The following is a 20,531-nucleotide window of genomic DNA, read 5'->3' as shown; positions in this document are numbered from 1 at the left end:
GGCCGACCCGCGGGTGGGCATTCACGCGCCCACCCGCGGCCGCACCGGTATCCGCACTCTTCATAGGAGCAAATCGTGGATCTGTCCCATCCGCTGTTCACCCTCGACCCGTTCGCCGCCGACGCCCGAGCGGAAGCTGAGCGGCTGTTCGAGGCCGGACCCGTCGTACCGGTCGACGTGGTCGGTGTGCCCGTCTGGGCGGTCACCCGCCACGCCATCGCCCAACAGATCTTTGAGGACCCGAGCTTCTCGATGAACGCCGGCAACTGGGGAGCCCTGCAGCGCGGTGAAGTCCCCGCAGGCTGGCCCCTGATGAAGATCATCACCGCCCAGTACATGGGCACCGCTGACGGGACCGAGCACCGGCGGCTGCGCAACCTGGTGTCCCGGGCGTTCACTGCGCGCCGGGTCGAGGCACTGAGGCCGCAGATCCAGCGGATCGTCGACGACCTACTGGACCAGCTCGCCGCCCCGCTCGCGCACGAGGTGACCGACCTCAAGACGGCGTTCGCCGTCCCGTTGCCGATGGGGGTGATATGCGAGCTGTTCGGCGTTCCCGACGAGCAGCAAGCACCGCTGCACTCCCTGTGCCACGCGCTGTTCGACACCACCGAACAGCCGACGGAGGTGACCGCCACCGAGGAGGCGCTCTACCGCTTCATGGCCGAACTGGCCGCGAGCAAGGCCGCCGATCCTGGCGACGACCTTACCTCCATGCTGGTCGAACACCACACCAGCGGTTCCATCACCCACGACGAACTCATCGACACCCTCATTCTGGTGCTGACCGCCGGACACCAGACGACCATCAACTTCTTCACCAACTCCCTCCTCGCTCTCATGACCCACCCCGAGCAGCTGGCGCGGGTGCGTGCCGGCGAGGTGTCGTGGCAGTCGGTGACTGAATCGGTGCTGGCCTGGGACTCGCCGGTCAACCAGGGTGCGTTCCGGTACCCGGCGCAGGACATCGAGATCGGGGGAGTGCTGATCCGCGCCGGCGAGCCGGTAATGATGTCGTACGTGTCTCTGGGGCGCGACCCCGCCCAACACGGTCCGCTTGCCGCGTCGTTCGACGTCGCGCGTGACACCCGTCACCTGTCCTTCGGGCACGGCCCGCACTTCTGCGTGGGCGCGCCGCTGGCCCGCCTCGAGGCGCACATAGCGCTCCCGGCGTTCTTCGACCGCTTCGACGCCGAACTGGCCGTCCCCAGGGACGAGGTCGAACCGGTCCACTCGCTGGCACTCAACGGCGTCCGTGCCGTTCCCGCCATCATCCGGCCACGCCAGGAGGCTGTGGCTGGTGGCTGACTTCGATCCGCAGCCGGTCGCCCTCATCACCCCCGAGGGCCTGCCGGTGGACCACCCGCAGTTCGACGTCACGCTGTCATCGGAGGAACTGACCGAACTGTACGAGTGGATGGTCGTCACCCGCGCCGTGGACGCGGAGTTCGTCAACCTCCAGCGGCAAGGGCAGCTGGCCTTGTACCCCTCGTGCAGGGGACAGGAAGCGGCCCAGGTCGGCTGCGCCGCCGCCCTGCGCCGCGACGACTGGCTCTTCCCGCAGTACCGCGAGCTCGGGCTGTTCCTGATGCGCGGGATTCCCGCCTCCGCGGTCGGTGCGGTGTGGCGCGGTACCTGGCACGGCGGCTGGGGCTTTCCTGAGCACGCCTGCGCGGCGATGTCCATCCCCATCGGCACGCACGCCCTGCACGCCGTCGGCGCAGCCATGGCGGCGCCCAGGCTCGGCGAGGACTCCCTGACCGTCGCCTTCATCGGGGACGGCGCGACGAGTGAGGGAGACGTGCACGAGGCGCTGAACTTCGCCGCCGTGAACGCGGCACCGTGCGTGTTCTACATCCAGAACAACCAGTGGGCGATCTCCGTGCCCCTCTCCGAGCAGACACGGGCCCCCTCCCTCGCACACAAGGCCGTCGGCTACGGCATGCCGGGGGTACGGGTCGACGGCAACGACGTACTCGCCTGCCGGGCGGTGACCGCACAGGCCGCCGCACGAGCCAGGGCGGGCGGCGGCCCGACCCTTGTCGAGGCGGTCACCTACCGGCTCGCCCCGCACACCACCTCCGACGACCCGACCCGGTACCGCACACAGGACGAGGTCGACCACTGGGAGCGGCTCGACCCCCTGCCCCGCTACCGGCGCTACCTCACCCACCGGGGCCTGTGGCACGAGGAGACCGAGGACCGCGCGAGGGACCGGGCCACCCGCATGTGCTCCGAGCTGAGAGAGGGCGTGTTCGACGCCCCTGACGTGCCGCCCGCGGAGCTGTTCGCACACGTACTGCACGAGCCGTCGAAGGACCTGCTGGAGCAGTCGGGACAGCTGCTCGCCGAACTGTCCCAGAAGGAGTGAGCCGTGGCGGCAACCATGGTGGAAGCGATCAACACGGCGCTGCGCGAGGCCATGGCCGAGGACGAGCGAGTCGTCGTCTTCGGCCAGGACGTGGCTCGCCAGGGCGGAGTCTTCCGGGTGACCGAGGGCCTCGCCGAGCAGTTCGGCCCGCAGCGCTGCTTCGACACGCCGCTCGCCGAGTCGGCGATCGTCGGAGTGGCCCTGGGCATGGCGATGCGGGGACTGCGGCCGGTGCCCGAGATCCAGTTCGACGGATTCACCTACCCCGCACTGGACCAGATCGTCAGCCACCTGGCCAAGTACCGCAACCGCACCCGCGGCCAGCTCTCGGTGCCCGTGACGCTGCGCGTCCCGTCCTTCGGCGGCATCGGCGCGGTGGAGCACCACTCGGAGTCCACCGAGACGTTCTGGGCGCACACCGCGGGGCTGCGGGTGGTGACGCCCGCCACGGCGGCGGACGCCCATGCCCTGCTCCGGCAGTCCATCGACTGTGACGACCCGGTGCTTTTCCTGGAGCCCAAGCGGCGCTACTGGCAGAGCGGTGACGCGACGGCCGAAGCGCCTGCGGCGGGCTTGGGGCAAGCGCTGGTCCGCCGCAGCGGTACGGACGCCACGGTGGTCACCTACGGCGGCACCGTCGGCACCGCGCTCGACGCCGCGGAGACCGCCCGGCGCGAGCACGGCTGGGAGCTGGAAGTAGTCGACCTGCGCTCCCTGGCCCCCATGGACTTCGCGACCATCGCCGCGTCGGTGGCCCGCACCGGACGCTGCGTCGTGCTGCACGAGGGCTCGCGCACGCTGGGGCTGGGAGCGGAAATCGCGGCCAGGGTGCAGGAGGAACTGTTCTGGGACCTGGAGGCTCCCGTGCTGAGAGTCACGGGATTCGACACACCATATCCACCCGCGCGATGGGAGAAGGCATGGCTTCCGGGCGTCGACAGGCTGCTCGACACCATCGACCGGTCCTTCGGGTACAGCCATGACTGACGCCGCGGAGCGCACGGTCAGGGAGTTCCTCGTGCCCGACCTCGGGGAGGGACTGCTCGACGCGACGATCGTTGAATGGCTGGTGGCGCCGGGCGACACCGTCACCGTCAACCAGCCGCTGTGCACACTGGAGACGGCCAAGGCCGAGGTGGAAATCCCGTCCCCGTACGCCGGGACCGTCGTGGAGCGGCGCGGCGAGCCGGGAGAGACCCTGCCGGTGGGCACACCGCTGACCTTCATCGACAGCGGGGCGCCCGCGGGCACCGGCAGGGGGCTGGGCTTCGCTGAGGACCCAGGTGCGGCCACGAGTGCCGGGCCGGACACGCCCGTCGGCGCGGTCAGCGCCGACCGTACCGGCGCTGATTCGGGACCGGTGCTCGTCGGATACGGCACGCGGGCAGGGACGGACACCGGGCGGCGCGCGGTCCGCAGACGCCCCGCTCCCCGCCGTTCGCCGTCCACTGTGCCGACCGACACCGGGCGCCCCCGCGCCAAGCCGCCCGTACGGCATCTCGCCCGCAGGCTCGGGGTGGACCTGGCCGCGCTGGGCGCCGGCTCGGGTCCGGAGGGCACCATCACCCGCACGGACGTCCACGCGGCGGCGGCTTCCCTCGCCACGGCGACTGACGGGGACGGCGGGAGCGACTCCGGGACACGTTCGATCCCCGTGCGCGGCATCCGCGCACGCACGGCAGCACACATGGAGCGTGCACGCCGGGAGATCCCGGACGCCCACTGCTCCCTCGTCGTCGACTTCTCCCGCCTGCTCGTCCTGCGCGACAGGCTGCGCGCGCAGGACGCCGAGAACGCCGCCACGCCCTTCGCCCTCCTGCTGCGGCTCCTGACGCTCACTCTGCGCGAACACCCCAGGCTCAACGCCACGTACGTTCAGGACGGCCCCGTGGTCCGTACGTACGACGCAGTGCACCTGGGCATTGGCACGGCCACACCGCGCGGCCTGGTCGTGCCCGTGGTGCGCGACGCCCAGGACCTGTCGACTGTGCGGCTCGCCCAGGAGGTGGCGCGGCTGGCGGACGGGGCGCGCGTGGGCACACTCACCCCCCGCGAGCTGACCGGCTCCACCTTCACGGTCTCCAACTTCGGCGCGCTCGGCCTGGACGAGGGCGTGCCGGTCGTCAACCACCCTGAAGCGGCGATCCTCGGCGTGGGGTCCATCTGTCCCCGCCCCCACGTCGTGGACGGCGACCGGCTCGTTGTACGGCCCACTGCGAAGCTCACCTGCGCGTTCGACCATCGGGTGTGTGATGGCGCCGAGGCCGCGGCCTTCCTCACCGCACTGGGCGCACTCGTGGAGGACCCCGACACCATCCTGCTGCGGCTGTGAGCGGGCACCCCGTGCCCACTCCCTGTTCATGACTCCCGATCGTACGAGTGACCAGAACCAACTCACCTATACAACGTAAGGACACCACCACAGTGCCGTCGGCACAGCCCCTGCCGCCCACGCGCCCGCGCCTGCGCAGGGCCGATCGCATTCAGAGCTTCCGCCTGTCCGTCCTTACCGAGACCCGCGAGCTCGCCGAGCGGTACGGTGCGATCGACCTGGGCCAGGGGGCACCCGGGCTGAGCGCCCCCCGCGCCCTCCTGGACGACGCCATGGCGGCCATCACCGAAGGGCACAACCAGTACCCGCCCGCAGCGGGCCTGACCGAGCTGCGGCGGGCGATAGCGGACAGCCGGTTGCGTCGCTCCGGAATCCGTTACGACGCCGACCGCGAGGTCGTCGTCACCGCCGGAGCGACCGAGGCCGTCACAGCGGCCCTGCTGGCACTGTGCAACCCCGGGGACGAGGTCCTCACACTCGACCCCTGCTACGACGCCTACGAAGCCGCCGCCTCGCTGGCGGGCGCCCGGCTCGTCGCCGTCCCGCTGGCGACGGAGGGCGACCGGTTCTGCCTGGACGAGGCCGCGCTGCGAGCGGCGGTCACCCCGCGCACCCGGTTGCTGCTGCTCAACTCACCGCACAACCCCACGGGCAAAGTCTTCACCGATGCGGAACTCGCCGCCGTGGCCCGGGTGTGCCTGGACCACCGACTGACCGCCGTCACGGACGAGGTCTACGAACACCTCGTGTACGACGGGGCCAGGCACCACTCGCTCGCCTCGGTCCCCGGCATGCGGGAGCGCACCCTGGTGGTCTCGTCCGCGGGCAGGACGTTCAAAGTGCAGCACACTGCAACGCCACAGGGACCTGCTGCGCACCGGTCTCGAACAGGCCGGACTGCGCACCTATCGCGGCGAAGGCGGGTACTTCCTCCAGGTGGACGTACGAGGAGTCGGCTGTCTGGACGGGACGCGGTTCTGCCGGGACCTTCCCGCGCACGCGGGTGTAGCGGCCATCCCTGTTCCGCATTCCGCCACAGCCCACATAACCCGCACATCGACCCTCTCGTGCGCTTCTCCTTCTGCAAGCCGGCGGACGTGGTGCGCGAAGCCACCTCGCGACTGACCGGGAAGTGGCAGGCCTGACCCGCATGGCGGACTGACCCCCCTGCTCTTCTTGTATACGAGCCCTCTCACTTAAGGACCGCCGAAGACCATGGACCATCGCCTCACCCTCGAACACGAGGAACTGCGCCGCACCGTCGCCGAGTTCGCCCATGACGTGGTGGCCCCGAAGATCGGGGATCTGTACGAGCGCCATGAGTTCCCGTACGAGATCGTGCGGGAGATGGGACGAATGGGGCTGTTCGGGCTGCCGTTCCCGCAGGAGTACGGAGGGATGGGCGGGGACTACCTGGCCCTGGGGATCGCGTTGGAGGAGCTGGCGCGGGTGGACTCCTCGGTGGCGATCACGCTGGAGGCGGGCGTCTCGCTGGGTGCGATGCCGGTGTTCCGTTTCGGGACGGAGGAGCAGAAGCGGCAGTGGCTGCCGAAGTTGTGTGCGGGGGAGATGCTGGGGGCGTTCGGGCTGACAGAGCCGGAGTGCGGTTCGGATGCGGGCGGGACGCGGACGACGGCGGTGCGGGACGAGGCGACGGGTGAGTGGGTGATCAACGGGTCGAAGTGCTTCATCACCAACTCGGGTACGGACATCACGGGTCTGGTGACGGTGACGGCGGTGACGGGTCGCAAGCCGGACGGGCGGCCGCTGATCTCGTCGATCATCGTGCCGTCGGGAACGCCGGGCTTCACGGTGGCGGCGCCGTACTCAAAGGTGGGCTGGAACTCGTCGGACACGCATGGACTGTCGTTCTCGGACGTGCGGGTCCCGGGTGGGAATCTGCTGGGTGAGGAGGGGCGTGGGTATGCGCAGTTCCTGCGGATCCTGGACGAGGGGCGGGTGGCGATCGCGGCGCTGGCGACGGGGTTGGCGCAGGGGTGTGTGGACGAGTCGGTGAAGTACGCGGGTGAGCGTCGAGCGTTCGGGCGCCCGATCGGCGACTACCAGGCGATCCAGTTCAAGATCGCGGACATGGAGATGCGGGCGCACATGGCGCGGGTGGGCTGGCGGGATGCGGCGTCGCGGTTGGTGCGGGGGGAGTCGTTCAAGAAGGAGGCGGCGGTGGCGAAGCTGTACTCCTCGACGGTGGCGGTGGACAACGCGCGTGAGGCGACGCAGATCCATGGTGGGTACGGGTTCATGAACGAGTACCCGGTGGCGCGGATGTGGCGGGACTCCAAGATCCTGGAGATCGGCGAGGGCACGAGCGAGGTCCAGCGCATGCTGATCGCGCGGGAACTGGGCCTCCCTGCCTGAGTTCTACGGCTCCTGCGCCCCCGGCCCGTCCCGCCGCGGTGCCCTCGGGTAGCAGCGGGCGTAGCGCCCTGAGTGCTGCCCCGACACGGACTCCATCTGCGGGGCCTGCTGCTGGACGGGCGGCGCAAGTCGGTGGAGCCGATGGCCGCCCGGCTGGGCGAGGACGGCAACCGGCAGGCCCTGGCCCATTTCATCACCACCAGCCCGTGGGACGCGGCGCATGTACGTGCCCGCCTCGCCTGGAGGATGCAGCAGGTGATCAAACCGACGGCGCTGACCGTCGATGACACCGGCTTCCTCAAGGACGGGGATGCCTCGACGTGTGTGGCCCGGCAGTACACCGGCACCGCGGGCAAGGTCACCAACTGCCAGGCCGGCATCTCGCTGCACGTGGCCTCCGACAACGCCTCGGCGGCCGTCGACTGGCGGCTGTTTGTGCCCGAGAGCTGGGATCCCGCCTCGGCGCGTCGCCGTCGTCCGCGCTGGCGTAGATCTCGCCGTTGCGGGTGCCGAAGTAGATTCCCGCCGGGTCGCCGTCGTCCGTGCACAGCGCGTCCCGCAGCACCGGGCCGAAGTGCGCATCGTCGGGCAGGCCGCGGGTGAGCGGCTGCCAGCTGGCGCCCGCGTCCCGCGTGCGGTAGACGCAGCGCGGCGGGCTCCGCCCCCGCATACACCACCTCGGGCCCCGCGGCGGGCGCCGGGATCAGCTGCCGCACCCGCTCGAGCGAGGCCCCGGTGGCCTCCGGGAAGCGCACGGCGGGCCGCTCGGGCTCCTGCCAGCCGGCGCCGAGGTCGTCGGAGTGGAAGACGCTGGGCCCGGTGCGCGCTGTCCCGGAGGCGAGCAGCCGGGGCCCGCCCGGGTGCCGCGCGTGGATGGCCTCGGCGTACACGGCCTGGTCGGGGAAGTGCGGCTCCTCGAACTCCCATGCCCCGTCGCGCCGGTGGGCGAGGAAGAGCCCCGTCCCCGCTGACCTGCGCGAACGGCGTGCCGCGACCGCTCACCCGCCGGTCAGCCCGCCCGTGGCGGGCGTATCACCACCGCACCGGCAGCTTACGCACCCCTCGGAGCAGCATCCCAGGGATCCACTCCCCCTGCTCCCCGTCCGCCGTCAGGTCCGGGCAGCGCTCCAGCAACGCGCGCAGCGCCACCTCGGCCTCGAGGCGGGCGAGCGGGGCGCCCAGGCAGTGGTGGATCCCGTATCCGAAGGCGACATGGCCCCGGGCCTCGCGCCGTACGTCGAAGCGTTCCGGATCGGGGAAGCGCGCCGGGTCATGGTCCGCGCCGGCCATGGCGATCAGCACGATGGCACCGCGCGGCACCCGTACACCGCCGATCTCGGTCTCCTCCAGGGCGATGCGCGGCGTGGTGGTCTCCACCGGCCCGTCGTAGCGCAGCGTCTCCTCCACCAGCTGCGCCGCCAGCCCCGCCGGATCGGCCCGTACGGCCGCCAGCTGCTCGGGGTGCGCGAGGAGCGCGCGCACCGCGTTGCTGATCGTGTTGACCGTCGTCTCGTGCCCGGCGACGAGCAGCAGGAAGGCCAACGAGAGCAGCTCGTCCTCGGTGAGCCGGTCGCCGCCTTCGTCGACCGTGTGGACGAGGGCGCTGAGCAGGTCCTCCCCGGGGCTCTCGCGCTTGGCGGCGATGAGCCCCGTGAGATACGGGATGACCTGCTCGTACGCCTCCTTCTCCGCCTCGGGGCTGGTGGGGGCGAGGGTCTCGTTGGACCAGGCTCGGAAGGCGGCGCGGTCCAGGCCGGGGACGCCGAGCAGTTCGCAGATGACGGTCATGGGGAGCGGGAAGGCGAACGCGTCGATGAGGTCGGCGCGGCGCGCTCCGTCCGCCGTCATGCGGTCCAGCAGCTCGTCGGTGATCTCCTGGACGCGCTCCCGCATCCCCTCGACCCGCCGGGCCGTGAACTCCCGCGCCACCAGGCTCCGCAGCCGGGTGTGGTGGGGCGGGTCGCTCATCAGCATGTTGGCGTTGCCGAGCATGTTCAGGGCGTACGGCGGGCGCCAGCCGGTCTGCCGCCACTCGCGCTGCCAGTCCCGGCTGAGCTGCGGGGAGGTGAAGGCCTCGCGCGCGGCCTCGTACCCGACCACGAGCCACACCACCCCCCTGTCGGGCGCCACTACCTGGTGCACCGGACCGCGCTCGCGCAGCCGCGCGTAGGCGGTGTACGGGTCGGCGTCGAAGTCGGGGCTGAGCGAGGCGAGTAACTCGATTTCGCCGGGGCTGTCGGGCCGGTCGGTTCGGTCGGTTCGGTCGGGTATCGCGGAATCGACGGCGGATTTCTCGGTCTCGGTCACGACGGAATTCCTTTCCCTCAGGCCCGGGTTAACCGGCCCCCGCCGACCACTCCGAGCACGGCCGTTCACTCTAATCACGCACCCCCACCCGCACAACTACCCGCTTCCCTGGCCACTGACCTTGAATGCGTGATGTCGTCACGGTGAATCGAGGAGTCTGGTGCCGGTGAGGCAGCCGTCGAGAACGTTGTGTCAGTACTGGAGTTGGCGGAGGCCGTGCCGGATCGCGGTGATCAGGTCGGCTGGGGTCTTGAAGGCCCGGTTGGCGGTGGTGGTGCGGCGCAGGACGGACCAGATGCCTTCGACCAGGTTGAGGTCGGTTGCGTAGGGCAGTACGGGAGCTGGGACTGGTGAGCTGAATCCAGCCGCTCGCACGATCCCGGCTCCGCGCCCGCACGGCGCGGGGACGAGTCGTGCGCAGCGTCCACCTTCCGGTCGAGCAGATCCGCGACCGGATCGACTCCCGGAACACGAAGCCCCGACCCCGACCACCCGGCGATATCTTCGAGATCTCGACCGACTCACCCCAGGAAAGCAGAGGGTTTTGCACATGACCGCCGTGCGTGGCACATCGGTGGGAATTCCCACACCTGACGGCACTGCCGACGCCTACCTGGTTCACCCCGATGACACCGGCACTCATCCGGCAGTGCTGTTCTACATGGACGCTCTGGGCCTGCGTCCGCACCTCAGGAAGATGGCCGACCGGCTCGCCTCGGCCGGCTACACCGTCCTGGTTCCCAACGTGTTCTACCGCCACGGGCCGGCACCGGTGTTCGACCTGCCCGAATTCATCGACCCGACGCAGCGCCCGGAGATCTTCCAGCAGATCATGCCCGTCGTGCAGTCGCTCACGACCGAGCTGGCGATGCGCGACGCCGATGCCTACCTGCGATGGCTGGCCGGCTCACCCACGACCACGGACGCGCCGGTCGGCATCACGGGCTACTGCATGGGCGCCGGCCTGACCCTGCGCACCGCCGCCTGCTACCCGGACCGGGTCGCCGCAGCGGCCGGCTTCCACGGTGCATACCTGGCCACGACCGCACCTGACAGCCCGCACCTTCTCGCCCACCGCATCAAAGCCGAGCTGTACTTCGCTCACGCCGACCAGGACCAGACGCTGCCGCCCGAACAGATCGACCGCCTCGAAAAGGCCCTCACCGAGGCCGGCGTACGGCACGTCTGCGAGGTCTACACCGGCGCCCACCACGGCTACACACAAGCCGACACCGCCGCCTACGACCCGGACGCCGCCGAACGGCACTGGACTGCGCTGCTGGACCTCTTCGGCCGCACACTCTGATGGCCGCGCGAGGAGGCGTGGGTGAATCCAGCGCCACCTCGCGCGCGGAAGCGCCGCCGTCGGCCGTACGGCCGTTCCGCCCCGGTCAAGCGCTCAGGAACACGCCCCGCCGCGCTCAGGCGGCCCGGCGAAGCGGAGCACCGAGTCGACGGTGCGGCGCAGGGAGCGGACGGCCGGCGGCGGCGCGTAGGAAAGCCGGAACAGCATGAGTTCGGACTCGCCCGGCTCGGCGGGGACCACGGCGGTGAACCTGGTGCGCAGGCTGCGCAGGGTGTCGGTCTCGGCGGCGTCGAACACGGCGTCGAGTCCGGCGTCCTTGCCGCGTTCTGCGCGGGCGAACAGGTAGAGCAGGGAGGTGTGCGGCTGCAGCCCCAGGCCGAGGGAAGCGGCGGTGAGCCAGAGCCGTTGCAACGCACGGCCGCCGTCGACGAAGGCGCGGGGGCCCGTGCCCGGGATGGTCAGGCAGCCGACGGCCGAGGAGGCGGCAATGGCCTTGCCGGCACCCTCCTCGAAGGCTTCGCCACCGCCGATCCGGCGGATGAAGGCCAGGTTGGACCAGTGCCGGGCCAGCCGGACACCCGCGAGGTCCACGTCATCGAGGCCGAGCGTGGCGATGTCGATGCCGTCTCGCGTGCGCCGCGTCTCCTCGGGGTCCCAGCGCAGCTCGTTCATCATCTCCCGGTGCAGTTGCGGGGAGAGCATCCGCAGCCGGTCGCCCGCGCCCAGGATGCGGCCCATCGCGTCCAGCTGTGCGCGGTCGGTGACGAGGTGGAGCCGGGCGCCGCTCTCGGCGGCGCAGTCCGCCAGTGCGGCGGCGTGCGCCCTGTCGAGCGGGCGGGCGGGGCCGGGGTTGCGGTTGGTGGTGCGGTGCTCGACCCAGTCGAACAGGGCGGGGCGCGGGGTGTGCGCCGCCCTGGCGAAGGTGAGCCGGCAGACCAGGCCGGGGTCGGCCGGGACGGGGAAGGTATGCGCATGGCAGGCCCAGCCCGAAGCCTGGGCCGCGAGGTGAATGTTCTCCACCGCCGCGCCGATGGCCAGATGGGTGGCGCACCTTTCGAAGTCGAGCAGGGTCTCCGGCTGGGCGGGGTCGATGCGGCAGTCCACCGCCTCGCCACGGGCGACGAACTGCCAGGGCTGGCTGTTGCCGCCGGACGGCGCCTGGATCCCGTGTGCGACCAGGCGGCGGATCCCTTCCTCGCCCAGGGTGGCGCTGCCGGCATCGGGCAGGAGCAGGGGAGCCGGGGTGGCCTCCGGGGTGGGGTCGGGCGTGGGAGCCGGTGAGGTCACCGGGGTCTGGGCGCCGTCGCGGATCAGCTCGTCCAGGTCGACGAAGTACCGTCCCGACGCCGTGAACCGGCCGAGGAGGAGGCGGCGCGCGGTATCCGTGACCAGCGCGGCGCCCAGGGCGACTCCCGAGGCGAGCTGGGGCCATGAGGAAATGGTCTTGCCCACCTCGACGAGCGAGGGGACGAGGCGCTCGGACAGCTCGTCCTCTCCCAGGATGCGCAGGAGGTACGGGAGCTTCTCGCGGGTCGACATCGCCTTGAAGCCGGAGGCTGCCGCGCCGTTCAGCAGGCCGTGCAGAAGAGGACGGCCCGGTTCGCGGTCGAACCGCTCCACGTCCAGCATGCCGCGCTCGTTGGCCTCCATCAGGACGGGAATGCCGAGCGCACGGGCGCGTTCGCGGGCGTGGACCTTGAGGTACATGTCGTCGCACTCCTCGACGAGGAGGTCGGCGCGGCCGCCGCCGGCGAGGAAGGTGTCGGTGTTCTCCTCGGTCAGTCCCTCCGGCCAGACGGAGATGTCGAGGTAGGGGTCGATCTCGTACATCTGCCGTGCGGCGATGACCACCTTGGGCAGGCCGATCTCGGCGACCGAGGCGCGGAGCCGGTTGATGTTCGAGAGGGAGAGGCGGTCGAAGTCGGCGAGCCGGAAGCGGTTGCCCACGCCTTCCTGGGCGAGGGTGACCGCACTTGCGGCACCCACGGAGAGGCCGATCACGGCCACGGTCTTGTGCGCCAGGAGGCTCTGCTCCTCCGCCGTGATCTTGTAGCGGTTACGGGACTGGCGAAGCTCGCGGTACTCGGCCGGCGGCAGGACGTGGACGAGCTGCCGCGACCACGGGTACCACGCCCATGTGCCGTACTCCGCCGGGCGCCCGCCGCCGAGGTGGTCGGCGACTGCCGAGGCCAACTCGTCGGGGTCCGGCCGCCAACCGGGCCGCCGGGTGGTGAGGAGCTCCGCCAGCTGCTCGGCGAGCGTGTCGTGCGCGGAGGCGACGGCGCCGCGTTCGAGGAGCTCCGTCAGGGCAAGACGCTGCTCGGGGTCGGCCGGTGCGTACAGCTCCGGACGCCATGGGGCCGTACCGCTCGCAGGCAGGGCGAGGGCGTCGAGATGTGCTTCGAGGGTCATCGCGTACCTAACGTGAGGTGCTCAGCGTGCGGTTGCCTCCAGCGGCCGGGGCGGTGAAGAGCCCGAGGCCGAGCCGCTCGGCGGCGGCGCGGGCGACATCGGTGGGTATGCAGGGAGCCCGGTCCAGGGCGCGGTCCAGCAGCGCCGTCGCTTCCGTCAGCCGCTCCTCGCGGTGGCGGATGGCCTCGGCCCGATTGATGGAGTAGTACCCCGTGACGCCCGGAAACGGCCGGTCGGGCAGGGGGTGGTCGCGCCTGAAACGAAGACCGCACCGTTCATACGCCCTGATGCGTTCGGGGGGACAGCTGCCACAGATCACGGTTGCCCCCAGTCGCTGTGCCGCCACGACGGAGGTGACGCACAGCAGGGCGCCCAGGTGGCGGCCCTTCCAATCGCTCTCCACCCAGAGGCCGCAGATCTCCGCCGCCGACTCCCCGGCAGCCAGCTCGTCCGCCAGGGCCTGGTTGAACTCCTGGCTCTCGAGGTGAATCTCGGACGGCAGCTGGCCCTCTATCTTTCGATGGATGCGGATTCCACCGACCAGCCTTTCACCCTCGCCGCCTTCCGATTCGTCGAATGCCGCGAGATAACTTAACGGGTCGCGCGTGGTGCGCGCGTCCGTGCTTCCGTATTTCGTCAGCGTCTCGTAGCCGGGCCGGGAGTAGGCGCGCTGCTGCGCTTCGAGGTACCCGCGATAGGCGGGGTCGCCGAACCGGGCGTCGAGCAGGCGGATGTGCATGGGGGATCCTCGCAGGGTCGGTCAGGTCCGAAGCGCGGTGCGACCCGCGCACGAGGAATAAATCTAGGGGGCTCCGCGGACCAGCCATACGAATTTCGGCCATTATGCCCGCTCGCACCGCTTGGCAGGCACGCTCCGGAAGGGGTGGCCCCCGCGCTATTCCGTCGGCTTGTGAATCCAGATATGTCGCATCGGCTATCGAGGAGCAGGCCCTCAGGATGTGGCGCATATCGATGCACTACACAACTTTTTCACCACGGACGTGGTTTACGAAATCACATCCGCCTCTCCGAGAGATAACCTCCATGCCTGCCGCACACGAGCGCGTCCTGCGTCACGGAGCAGCTGAACACGGCCATTGCGCCGCACTCCGGCTCGTGTCAAATGATTTTACGTCCACACTATTCGACCCGCTTCCGTCAGAACGCCCGCGTGCAGGACCCGCACAGCGGCGTTTCAAGCTCGGGGGAGTCCGGCTGCCGAAGGCGCCATGGAGGGGGGAGCCTCCCCAGCAGATGGCCCATGGCGCGGCGACGGCAGCCACGACGATGCCCATCAGGTCCAGCGCATGCCGATGGCGGTGAGTTGTTCGATTCGTTCGCGGGAGAGCGTCGCGGCTCTGCTGCGTTGGTTGTCGATCCAGGTACCGAGTTTGATCGCTCGTTCCTCACGGCCCCCGCCGCTCCCGCCATCGCGACTGCCGTCACCGCCGGCGTCGGCGATTCGCTCTACGTGCCTCCTGGGTACGCGAAGGTGGCCCTCGCGCTCGTAGTACTGCCTGGCGGCCGCGTAGTTCGTAGCCCACTTGTCGGCCTGGCTGCGCCGTGGCCGGGGCTTCTCGTCGTCGGCCGCGGGCTCGATCCCGAGGACCTGCTCGCACATCCACTGCTGTACGCCCGTGAGCCTGTCCCAGCCCAGCCTGACCGACCGCACCCACCGCCCGAGGTCTTCGCCTTGGTGTACGACGGTGCCCGGCCCCATCGGCAGCTCGCCGCCGGCCTTCAGGTGCTGCCGGGTGAGGTGGAAGGCGCGTTGCCATGCGACGGACCAGGTGGGGCACCAGGCGGGGTCGATGTCCTCCAGTTGCTCGCGCCGCTTCTGCGACATCGCCCCGGCCGCCGACCGAACCGGCAGTCCCTTGGCACGCCGCTGCTCGATCTCCGCGGCCTTCCGGGTGGCGGCCCGCGCGTTCTTCAGCCAGATGCCGACCTTGTAGCCGCGGAAGGTGGCGTCCAGCGGTGCGAGCAGGTGCCCGTTCTCCGCGGCCCACCCGCGCGCGGCGGCGAGCCCTTCTTCCCAGGCGACGTCGTAGTGCGACCAGACCATGCCGAGCTTGTCCAGCTGCTCGATGCGGTCGGGGTCCATGTCCGCGCGGGCGCGGAAGCGGCGGGCGTCGGCGATCCACTGCCCCAGCGGGAACCCGGCCAACGGGGCCGGCCATCCCCCGGCATCCACTGCCTGGTCGTCGCGGCCGGGCACGCGGTACGTGAACGGCACCTGGAGGTTGCCATGCTCGCGGGTGTAGATGGCAGCGGCCTCGATCCCGCGGCGCCAGTGCGCGTGCTCGGGGTCGAGGACGCGCAGATTGATGAACGCGGCCAGCTGCGCCGGGTCACGAGGCGTGCTGAACTTGAGCAGTTGCCGGGCCGGCACCGACAGCCGACCGCTTCGATCGCTTCGGTCGCTCTCGGCTCCTTCGCGCTCCGGCTCTCCGCGGGTCTGCACGCCTGTGACACGGCTTGGCGCCTGTGGCTGGGCGAGTGCCTCCACGACGCGGGTGTCGTGGGCCCTGAGCGCCTCCAGCAGCTTCGCCAGGCCGGCGAACGCACGGCTGGTGAGCATGTTGTCGACTGTTTCTCCGGGTCCCAGCAGGACCGGGACCACGAGAGATGCGATCTTGCCCTCGCCGGGTCGGATGCGCAGGGCGCGGCCGACGGCCTGGACGAGGTCGGGCATGGAGCCGCGCACGTCGGCCCAGAAGACGGAGTCACAGTTGCGGATGTCGACGCCCTCGCCCAGCACCTTCACCGACCCCAGGTAGCCCTTCTCCACGACCGTGCCGTCCGCGGCGATCCCGTCGGCGAACTCACCCAGCACACGGCGCCGGTGGCCCGGCTTGTGCTCGCCGCACAGCCAGTCGGCCCAGATCGTCCTGGGGTACAGCCCAGGGTCGGTAGCGTGCAGCCGCTCGGCGACGTCGGGCAGGCCGGCCGCGAAGGCTTCGGCTTCTTTGACGACGTGGTGGAAGACGAGTGTGCGCCGGAAACCCTCCTCGGCCGACGCCTTCACCAGGGCGGTCTGCAGGGCCGCGAGCCGCGCCCCACGCACCTCGTCCGAGCGGCCCTCAGCGCCCAGGAGCAGGGCGGCCTGGAGCTGAGTGTCGGTGACATCGACGCACACCACCTGGTACGGCGCACAGATCCCCCGGTCGATGGCATCCGAGAGCGTCAAAGTGAACGCCCTGCCGCCGAACGGCCCGAGAGGGTCGTCTTCCATGCTCGCCACCAGCTCACCCGGCGCGCCCGGTGCAGCCTCCGCGTCCTCGTCCAGCTGCCACAATCGCGGCGTGGCGGTCATGTACAGCCGGCGCAACGCGGGGATACGCGTGTTGTCGTGGACGACCGCCCACGGCTTCCCGATCCGGCCCGAGCACCTGTGAGCCTCGTCCACCACGATCAGATCCCAGCCCGGAAGGCCCGCGGCATGGGCGCGCTCGAGCGTGCCGAGCCCGAGAGAGGCGTACGTGGCGAACACGGTGACCTTGTCGAACGGCCGCACCCAGGCCACCAACTCCTCCACGTTGGTGGTGTTGGGGAAGCTCGCCTCGTCCCCGCGCAGGGAGGAGACCCCGATCACCGGCCCGCTGCGCCCTCCCTCACGCCAGGCGGCCTCGGTCTGTGTGAGCAGGTCCAACGAGGGCACGAGCACCAGCACACGGCCGGCTCGGAGTTCTTCCGCGCTGCGCACGGCGACGAGCGTCTTACCGGTCCCGGTCGCCATGACCACCTGCGCCCGCAGTCCCCGCTCGGTCGCCGTCGATCTTGCAGGAAATTCGAGAGCGCGGAGTACCGCGTCAACGGCTTCACGTTGATGCGGGCGGAGCTGCTTCACTGCCATTCCGGTCAGCCTTCTGCTGTCTGTCGGATGCGACGCCACGGGACAAACTGCCGTCATACAGCGAGAGTTGACCACGCATTGGCCAGAACGAAACCCCAGTCGCCGTATGGGCCCGAGCCAGCGGCTGCGGCGATAACGGCTCCAGTTGTCCCGGACGATGGCCTCTCTCCTTTCCATAGTCTATCGCCATCCCCCAAATGAAGCAGCACCGAGCAGAAGCTGCACGGCATGATAATTTTTCAGTCTCGGGGGCCGTTGCTGCTACCCGCATGCTGCATCACAAGAGGGGGCCGCCAGGCTCCGGAAGACAGGTAGACGCCGGCCATGACTGCCCAGTGGTACGTCCTCATCGAAGAGGACACCCGGACAACTGAGCGCCCCGACGGCGTGGAACTGAGGCTGCACCGGTGGATGCTGGTGGCCACACATCACATCGGCCAGGACGAGGCGGAGGCGGCCGCAGCGGCCGAGGATGCGGCCCTGCACTACGTGCCAGGCGTACTGGCCCGGCACATGCAGCCAGGAGACGAGCCCGCCCGGCATGCCTTCCTCACCCGAGACGGTGCCTGGATAGTCCTCGTGAGGCAGCGTCACCGCAACTGCCACGTACGGGTGACCACAGCCCAGCTCATGCATGCACAAGAAGAGCGGGAAGCCCCGCCGAAAAGCCTCAAGGAGAAGTTCCGCAGCGCTCTGGAAGGCCCGCCGCCTCCAGTGAAGCCCTGGACATGGACCCCCTCAGGCACGCCGGAACAAGACTGACCCCGAACCCACGCCCCCCTGCTGCCGGTACGCCGGCTCGCGCCTGACAACGGCGACCACGACGAGCCGAGTTGCCGATGGGTGATCAGGCATCAGACGAGCTTCAGTTCGGGAGGCACTCGACGTCGTGAGAAAGTCGAACTGACCCGGTGACGTGCCGGCCGAGTCACAGCCCGAAGGCGCCGCCCTCGATGAGGATGAGCAGACCGATGGAGATCAGGACCAGCGGTAGCAGGATGTGGCCCCAGCGGGCGAGGACCCTGGCGATGACGGGTCGGGTGGCGAAGAACCGGCCCGCGAAACACCACACCGCCACCAGAACGAGGAACACCGCGGCGTACACGCTCATCCCGCCGATCCCGGCGGTGGCGAAGACGGGCACGTAGACGCCGATGTTGTCGCCGCCGTTGGCGAAGGTGACCACTGCGACCTCCAGCGGGCTCGGCCCGCCCTCCTTGCACAGTTCGTCCACCTCGTCCCCGTCACCGTGGTCCTTCAAGGCCTGCCAGCCGGCCTTGAGGCCTAGGGCGAGCGGCAGCAGGCCGAGGTAGGGGATGGCGGACTCGGGCAGGAAGGTGGCGCCGAAGGCTGCGGCCACCGCCACGGCGAGGATCGCGGCGAAGCCCAGGTACTGGCCCAGCACGATCCGGCGGGTGGAGCCGCGGTGGCCGGCGCCCTGGGCGAAGAACAGCGCCAGGATCAGGATGTCGTCGATGTTGGTGACGGCGAACAGTCCGGCAGCCTGCCCGATGATGCCCAGGTCCACGAGTAAATGCTCTCCTTCGATGCGGGTGCCCCGGTGACGCTACCGGGAGCCCGTACCGCAACGATCACGGGCCGAGGCTCGGGCTGTCCCTTCCTCGGGCTCTGGCTCACCGCCTGCGGTGCCCCGGCCGTGGCACCTTCGGCGAAGAACGGTGCCCGACCGCAGCAGACCACCTCCACCCGGGCCGTTTCGCGAGCCGAGCAGCCAGGCTGGATGCCTTCCGATCGGGCAGCAGGTCCGGTGGACACCGGCTTTCGACGTCGACCAGAACAGTCCTGTAGTGACGCCCTTGCGGATCGCATACTCATCGATGCCGACCACCCACGGGCCGGAACTTCGGGGTCGCGCAACGCTTCGACCAGCGGCAGCACCGTGCTGCGACTCACGGGCACGCCGAAGACGCGCGCCAGGCGGGCGCGGCCCGACCGGCGAGCGCGAGGCCGACCGCGGCCGGCGTCGACCGCAGGCGCTCGGTCCGGCGACCGTACCGACCAGCAGTGCCGACCGAGGCGTTCGCCGGACTCGATGCCGGGCCGCGCGATGCGCGCGACGAGCCCGAGCTGGCGCAGCCAGGCCAGGGGTTCGGCGGAGAAGTACGCACGACCGGCTTCGGCCCGGTCAGCGATCCCACGACCGGCATCGTGCCGCACGAACATCAAGGCACGTGAGACAACCTCTAAGCCTTGATTGGTGCGGCCGACCTGGCGGCCTGCTCGATCTTCGCGCAGTAGGCTGCACAGGCTTGCTCGTCGATCTGCTTCTCGTGTTCGGGGCGCATCCCGGTCCGGCCGTCGAGGCCCTCGCGCAGGATATCGGCGTGCCCGGCATGCCGGTTGGACTCGCCGAGGACATGGACCATGACGGCGAACAGGTTCGTGTTGGGACAAGGCTCCGGCCACCACGGCACGTGACCGGGGGCGTCGAGGGGAAGCAATGGTGCGGCCGTCCCAGTCGTTCACAGCCGCTGCCGGCACTTCCTCGACGCCCAGGCCCTCCCAGTGGTCCTCTTCGGGCAATCAGTGCGTAGTGATGCAGAAGGGATGTCCAGCTGGATCGGTGAGAACACGCGCTTTGTCCCCGTGAGGCTGGTGATCAGGCTTGCCTGCACCGAGCTCCAGCAGCCGGGCCTCGGTTTCACTCAAGTCCTCGTCGATCTTGAAGCAGATGTGCAGCTGCTGCGGAACGATTTGGTCAGGCCAGCTCGGAGCCCGATAGTCGGCGACCCGTTGAAAACCGATCAAGAATCCATGCTCACCATTGAGGCCCGCGAAGTTGGCGTCCGACTCCGGGTGCAGTTCAAGGCCGGTGGCCTGCCGATAGAACGCCGCCAAAGCTAGCGGATCGGGGCAATCAAGCGTTATCGCAACTAACTGCAAATGCAGTGGCATTGCATCTCCGAGCTGTCGATGGACTTCCGCGATGAACAGCCTAGAGGCTGGTCATGATCTCGCCCTACCCCAGCCATCCGGGGCAGGCACGAGACACCCATGTCCGGATCAGGAACAGGCACTAATACGGGCTTCACCCTGTGAAGAATCCCGTCACACTCAGTGTGGTAGCAGCAGTAATGTTTCATCGCGTTCCTCATTAACGCGGCAGAGACACCAAGCACACGTTCTCGCCAGTCAACGTCATACTCCTGGGACCGACTGCACCAGCCCTCCACGCGGGAATCGGCAGTACCCGGTCCCGCAGACGTTGACCAAGCACTTCAGCCGCAGAAGCCGGCCGAAGTCACCACCCCCAACCCTCGCTGCCGCTCGGGCCGCAGGCCCGTTGGCCTGACCCGCGCAGCGGGGCCCGGCCTTTATGGCGCTGCGCCATAACCGGTGACCGGAGCGCAGCGGAGGCACCGTGTGGGGGCGCGGCCCCCGCCGCTCCGGGAGCGCAGCGGACGGAGCGTCACCCGGGTTGCGCAGCAACCCGGGTGTGCTGACCGCGCAGCGGTCAGCAGGCGCTCCCGCGGAGCGGGAGCGCAACAACCGCGCGCAGCGCGGGTGTTCGCTTGCATGGCGCGCAGCGCCATGGGACCCGCTCCGCGGG

At 70.0% G+C, this 20,531-nt stretch carries 16 protein-coding genes and 3 pseudogenes; 10 read left to right on the top strand and 9 right to left on the bottom strand.

Features of this window, described 5'->3' with window-relative positions; all coding sequences use genetic code 11:
- Window positions 1–75: 75 nt before the first annotated feature.
- The 7 genes and pseudogenes from ACZ4SF_RS37095 to ACZ4SF_RS37065 all read left to right on the top strand — a co-directional run.
- Window positions 76–1,308, top strand: coding sequence for a cytochrome P450 family protein (locus ACZ4SF_RS37095; RefSeq protein ID WP_468393286.1), 1,233 nt, complete (start codon window positions 76–78; stop codon window positions 1,306–1,308).
- Complete coding sequence (gene pdhA, locus ACZ4SF_RS37090) at window positions 1,301–2,371, top strand: pyruvate dehydrogenase (acetyl-transferring) E1 component subunit alpha (protein ID WP_468393284.1); 1,071 nt, start codon at window positions 1,301–1,303, stop codon at window positions 2,369–2,371. Before ACZ4SF_RS37095 ends, pdhA begins: the two co-directional genes overlap by 8 nt.
- A gap of 15 nt (window positions 2,372–2,386) precedes the next feature.
- Entirely contained in the window at window positions 2,387–3,358 is a 972-nt protein-coding gene (locus ACZ4SF_RS37085) for an alpha-ketoacid dehydrogenase subunit beta (RefSeq protein WP_468393341.1), read from the top strand.
- Window positions 3,351–4,703, top strand: coding sequence for a dihydrolipoamide acetyltransferase family protein (locus tag ACZ4SF_RS37080; protein WP_468393282.1), 1,353 nt, complete (start codon window positions 3,351–3,353; stop codon window positions 4,701–4,703). Before ACZ4SF_RS37085 ends, ACZ4SF_RS37080 begins: the two co-directional genes overlap by 8 nt.
- Before the next feature lie 92 nt (window positions 4,704–4,795).
- A complete protein-coding gene (locus ACZ4SF_RS37075) occupies window positions 4,796–5,848 on the top strand; it encodes an aminotransferase class I/II-fold pyridoxal phosphate-dependent enzyme (protein ID WP_468393280.1) in 1,053 nt (350 codons plus the stop codon).
- A 70-nt stretch (window positions 5,849–5,918) separates the two neighbouring features.
- The gene (locus ACZ4SF_RS37070) at window positions 5,919–7,079 is read left to right on the top strand and encodes an acyl-CoA dehydrogenase family protein (RefSeq protein ID WP_468393278.1); all 1,161 of its coding nucleotides are present in this window, start codon (window positions 5,919–5,921) and stop codon (window positions 7,077–7,079) included.
- A 90-nt stretch (window positions 7,080–7,169) separates the two neighbouring features.
- Window positions 7,170–7,586: pseudogene (locus tag ACZ4SF_RS37065) on the top strand (IS701 family transposase); the annotation flags it as partial.
- Here the strand turns inward: ACZ4SF_RS37065 and ACZ4SF_RS37060 are convergent.
- The 3 genes and pseudogenes from ACZ4SF_RS37060 to ACZ4SF_RS37050 form a co-directional block, all read right to left on the bottom strand.
- Window positions 7,543–8,038, bottom strand: a pseudogene (locus tag ACZ4SF_RS37060) (WD40/YVTN/BNR-like repeat-containing protein); the annotation flags it as partial. The pseudogenes ACZ4SF_RS37065 and ACZ4SF_RS37060 sit on opposite strands and share 44 nt — an antisense overlap.
- 73 nt (window positions 8,039–8,111) lie before the next feature.
- Window positions 8,112–9,302 carry a cytochrome P450 family protein gene (locus ACZ4SF_RS37055; RefSeq protein ID WP_468393339.1) on the bottom strand — a complete coding sequence of 397 codons (1,191 nt, stop codon included), beginning with the start codon at window positions 9,300–9,302 and terminating at the stop codon, window positions 8,112–8,114.
- A gap of 276 nt (window positions 9,303–9,578) precedes the next feature.
- Window positions 9,579–9,761: a transposase gene (locus ACZ4SF_RS37050; protein ID WP_468393276.1), complete on the bottom strand. Its 183-nt coding sequence runs from the start codon at window positions 9,759–9,761 to the stop codon at window positions 9,579–9,581.
- A gap of 175 nt (window positions 9,762–9,936) precedes the next feature.
- On the opposite strand from ACZ4SF_RS37050, the gene ACZ4SF_RS37045 reads away from it, so the two are divergent.
- Window positions 9,937–10,692, top strand: coding sequence for a dienelactone hydrolase family protein (locus ACZ4SF_RS37045; RefSeq protein ID WP_468393274.1), 756 nt, complete (start codon window positions 9,937–9,939; stop codon window positions 10,690–10,692).
- Between the two features lie 93 nt (window positions 10,693–10,785).
- On the opposite strand, the gene ACZ4SF_RS37040 is transcribed toward ACZ4SF_RS37045, so the two are convergent.
- The 3 genes from ACZ4SF_RS37040 to ACZ4SF_RS37030 all read right to left on the bottom strand — a co-directional run bounded on the left by ACZ4SF_RS37040 (window position 10,786) and on the right by ACZ4SF_RS37030 (window position 16,960).
- Window positions 10,786–13,104: an Rv1355c family protein gene (locus ACZ4SF_RS37040; protein WP_468393272.1), complete on the bottom strand. Its 2,319-nt coding sequence runs from the start codon at window positions 13,102–13,104 to the stop codon at window positions 10,786–10,788.
- 7 nt (window positions 13,105–13,111) lie between these two features.
- Window positions 13,112–13,843 (bottom strand): GNAT family N-acetyltransferase, encoded by a 732-nt coding sequence (locus ACZ4SF_RS37035; RefSeq protein ID WP_468393270.1) that lies wholly within the window; start codon window positions 13,841–13,843, stop codon window positions 13,112–13,114.
- 555 nt (window positions 13,844–14,398) lie between these two features.
- Complete coding sequence (locus tag ACZ4SF_RS37030) at window positions 14,399–16,960, bottom strand: helicase associated domain-containing protein (protein WP_468393268.1); 2,562 nt, start codon at window positions 16,958–16,960, stop codon at window positions 14,399–14,401.
- Between the two features lie 324 nt (window positions 16,961–17,284).
- Between ACZ4SF_RS37030 and ACZ4SF_RS37025 the strand changes: the two genes are divergently transcribed.
- A complete protein-coding gene (locus ACZ4SF_RS37025) occupies window positions 17,285–17,722 on the top strand; it encodes a hypothetical protein (RefSeq protein ID WP_468393266.1) in 438 nt (145 codons plus the stop codon).
- A gap of 166 nt (window positions 17,723–17,888) precedes the next feature.
- Here the strand turns inward: ACZ4SF_RS37025 and ACZ4SF_RS37020 are convergent, their stop codons facing one another.
- Window positions 17,889–18,488 (bottom strand): cadmium resistance transporter, encoded by a 600-nt coding sequence (locus tag ACZ4SF_RS37020; protein WP_468393264.1) that lies wholly within the window; start codon window positions 18,486–18,488, stop codon window positions 17,889–17,891.
- A 497-nt stretch (window positions 18,489–18,985) separates the two neighbouring features.
- On the opposite strand from ACZ4SF_RS37020, the gene ACZ4SF_RS37015 reads away from it, so the two are divergent.
- Complete coding sequence (locus ACZ4SF_RS37015) at window positions 18,986–19,156, top strand: hypothetical protein (protein WP_468393262.1); 171 nt, start codon at window positions 18,986–18,988, stop codon at window positions 19,154–19,156.
- An 8-nt stretch (window positions 19,157–19,164) separates the two neighbouring features.
- Here ACZ4SF_RS37015 and ACZ4SF_RS37010 read toward each other — a convergent pair.
- Window positions 19,165–19,419 (bottom strand): annotated as a pseudogene (locus tag ACZ4SF_RS37010) (mycothiol transferase); the annotation flags it as partial.
- An 85-nt stretch (window positions 19,420–19,504) separates the two neighbouring features.
- Entirely contained in the window at window positions 19,505–19,876 is a 372-nt protein-coding gene (locus ACZ4SF_RS37005; protein ID WP_468393260.1) for a VOC family protein, read from the bottom strand.
- Window positions 19,877–20,531: the final 655 nt, after the last annotated feature.

It is taken from the genome of Streptomyces sp. NPDC027663 (assembly GCF_055566415.1).
This window is presented reverse-complemented; position numbering and strand designations above follow the sequence as displayed.

What these genes read in the sequence shown, in the direction of transcription:
- ACZ4SF_RS37070 (WP_468393278.1), top strand. Translation starts at nt 5,919, where the DNA reads ATGGACCATCGCCTCACCCTCGAACACGAGGAACTGCGCCGCACCGTC.
- ACZ4SF_RS37025 (WP_468393266.1), top strand. Translation starts at nt 17,285, where the DNA reads ATGACTGCCCAGTGGTACGTCCTCATCGAAGAGGACACCCGGACAACT.
- ACZ4SF_RS37045 (WP_468393274.1), top strand. Translation starts at nt 9,937, where the DNA reads ATGACCGCCGTGCGTGGCACATCGGTGGGAATTCCCACACCTGACGGC.
- ACZ4SF_RS37085 (WP_468393341.1), top strand. Translation starts at nt 2,387, where the DNA reads ATGGTGGAAGCGATCAACACGGCGCTGCGCGAGGCCATGGCCGAGGAC.
- ACZ4SF_RS37005 (WP_468393260.1), bottom strand. Translation starts at nt 19,876, where the DNA reads ATGCCACTGCATTTGCAGTTAGTTGCGATAACGCTTGATTGCCCCGAT.
- ACZ4SF_RS37035 (WP_468393270.1), bottom strand. Translation starts at nt 13,843, where the DNA reads ATGCACATCCGCCTGCTCGACGCCCGGTTCGGCGACCCCGCCTATCGC.
- ACZ4SF_RS37030 (WP_468393268.1), bottom strand. Translation starts at nt 16,960, where the DNA reads ATGGCAGTGAAGCAGCTCCGCCCGCATCAACGTGAAGCCGTTGACGCG.
- ACZ4SF_RS37040 (WP_468393272.1), bottom strand. Translation starts at nt 13,104, where the DNA reads ATGACCCTCGAAGCACATCTCGACGCCCTCGCCCTGCCTGCGAGCGGT.
- ACZ4SF_RS37080 (WP_468393282.1), top strand. Translation starts at nt 3,351, where the DNA reads ATGACTGACGCCGCGGAGCGCACGGTCAGGGAGTTCCTCGTGCCCGAC.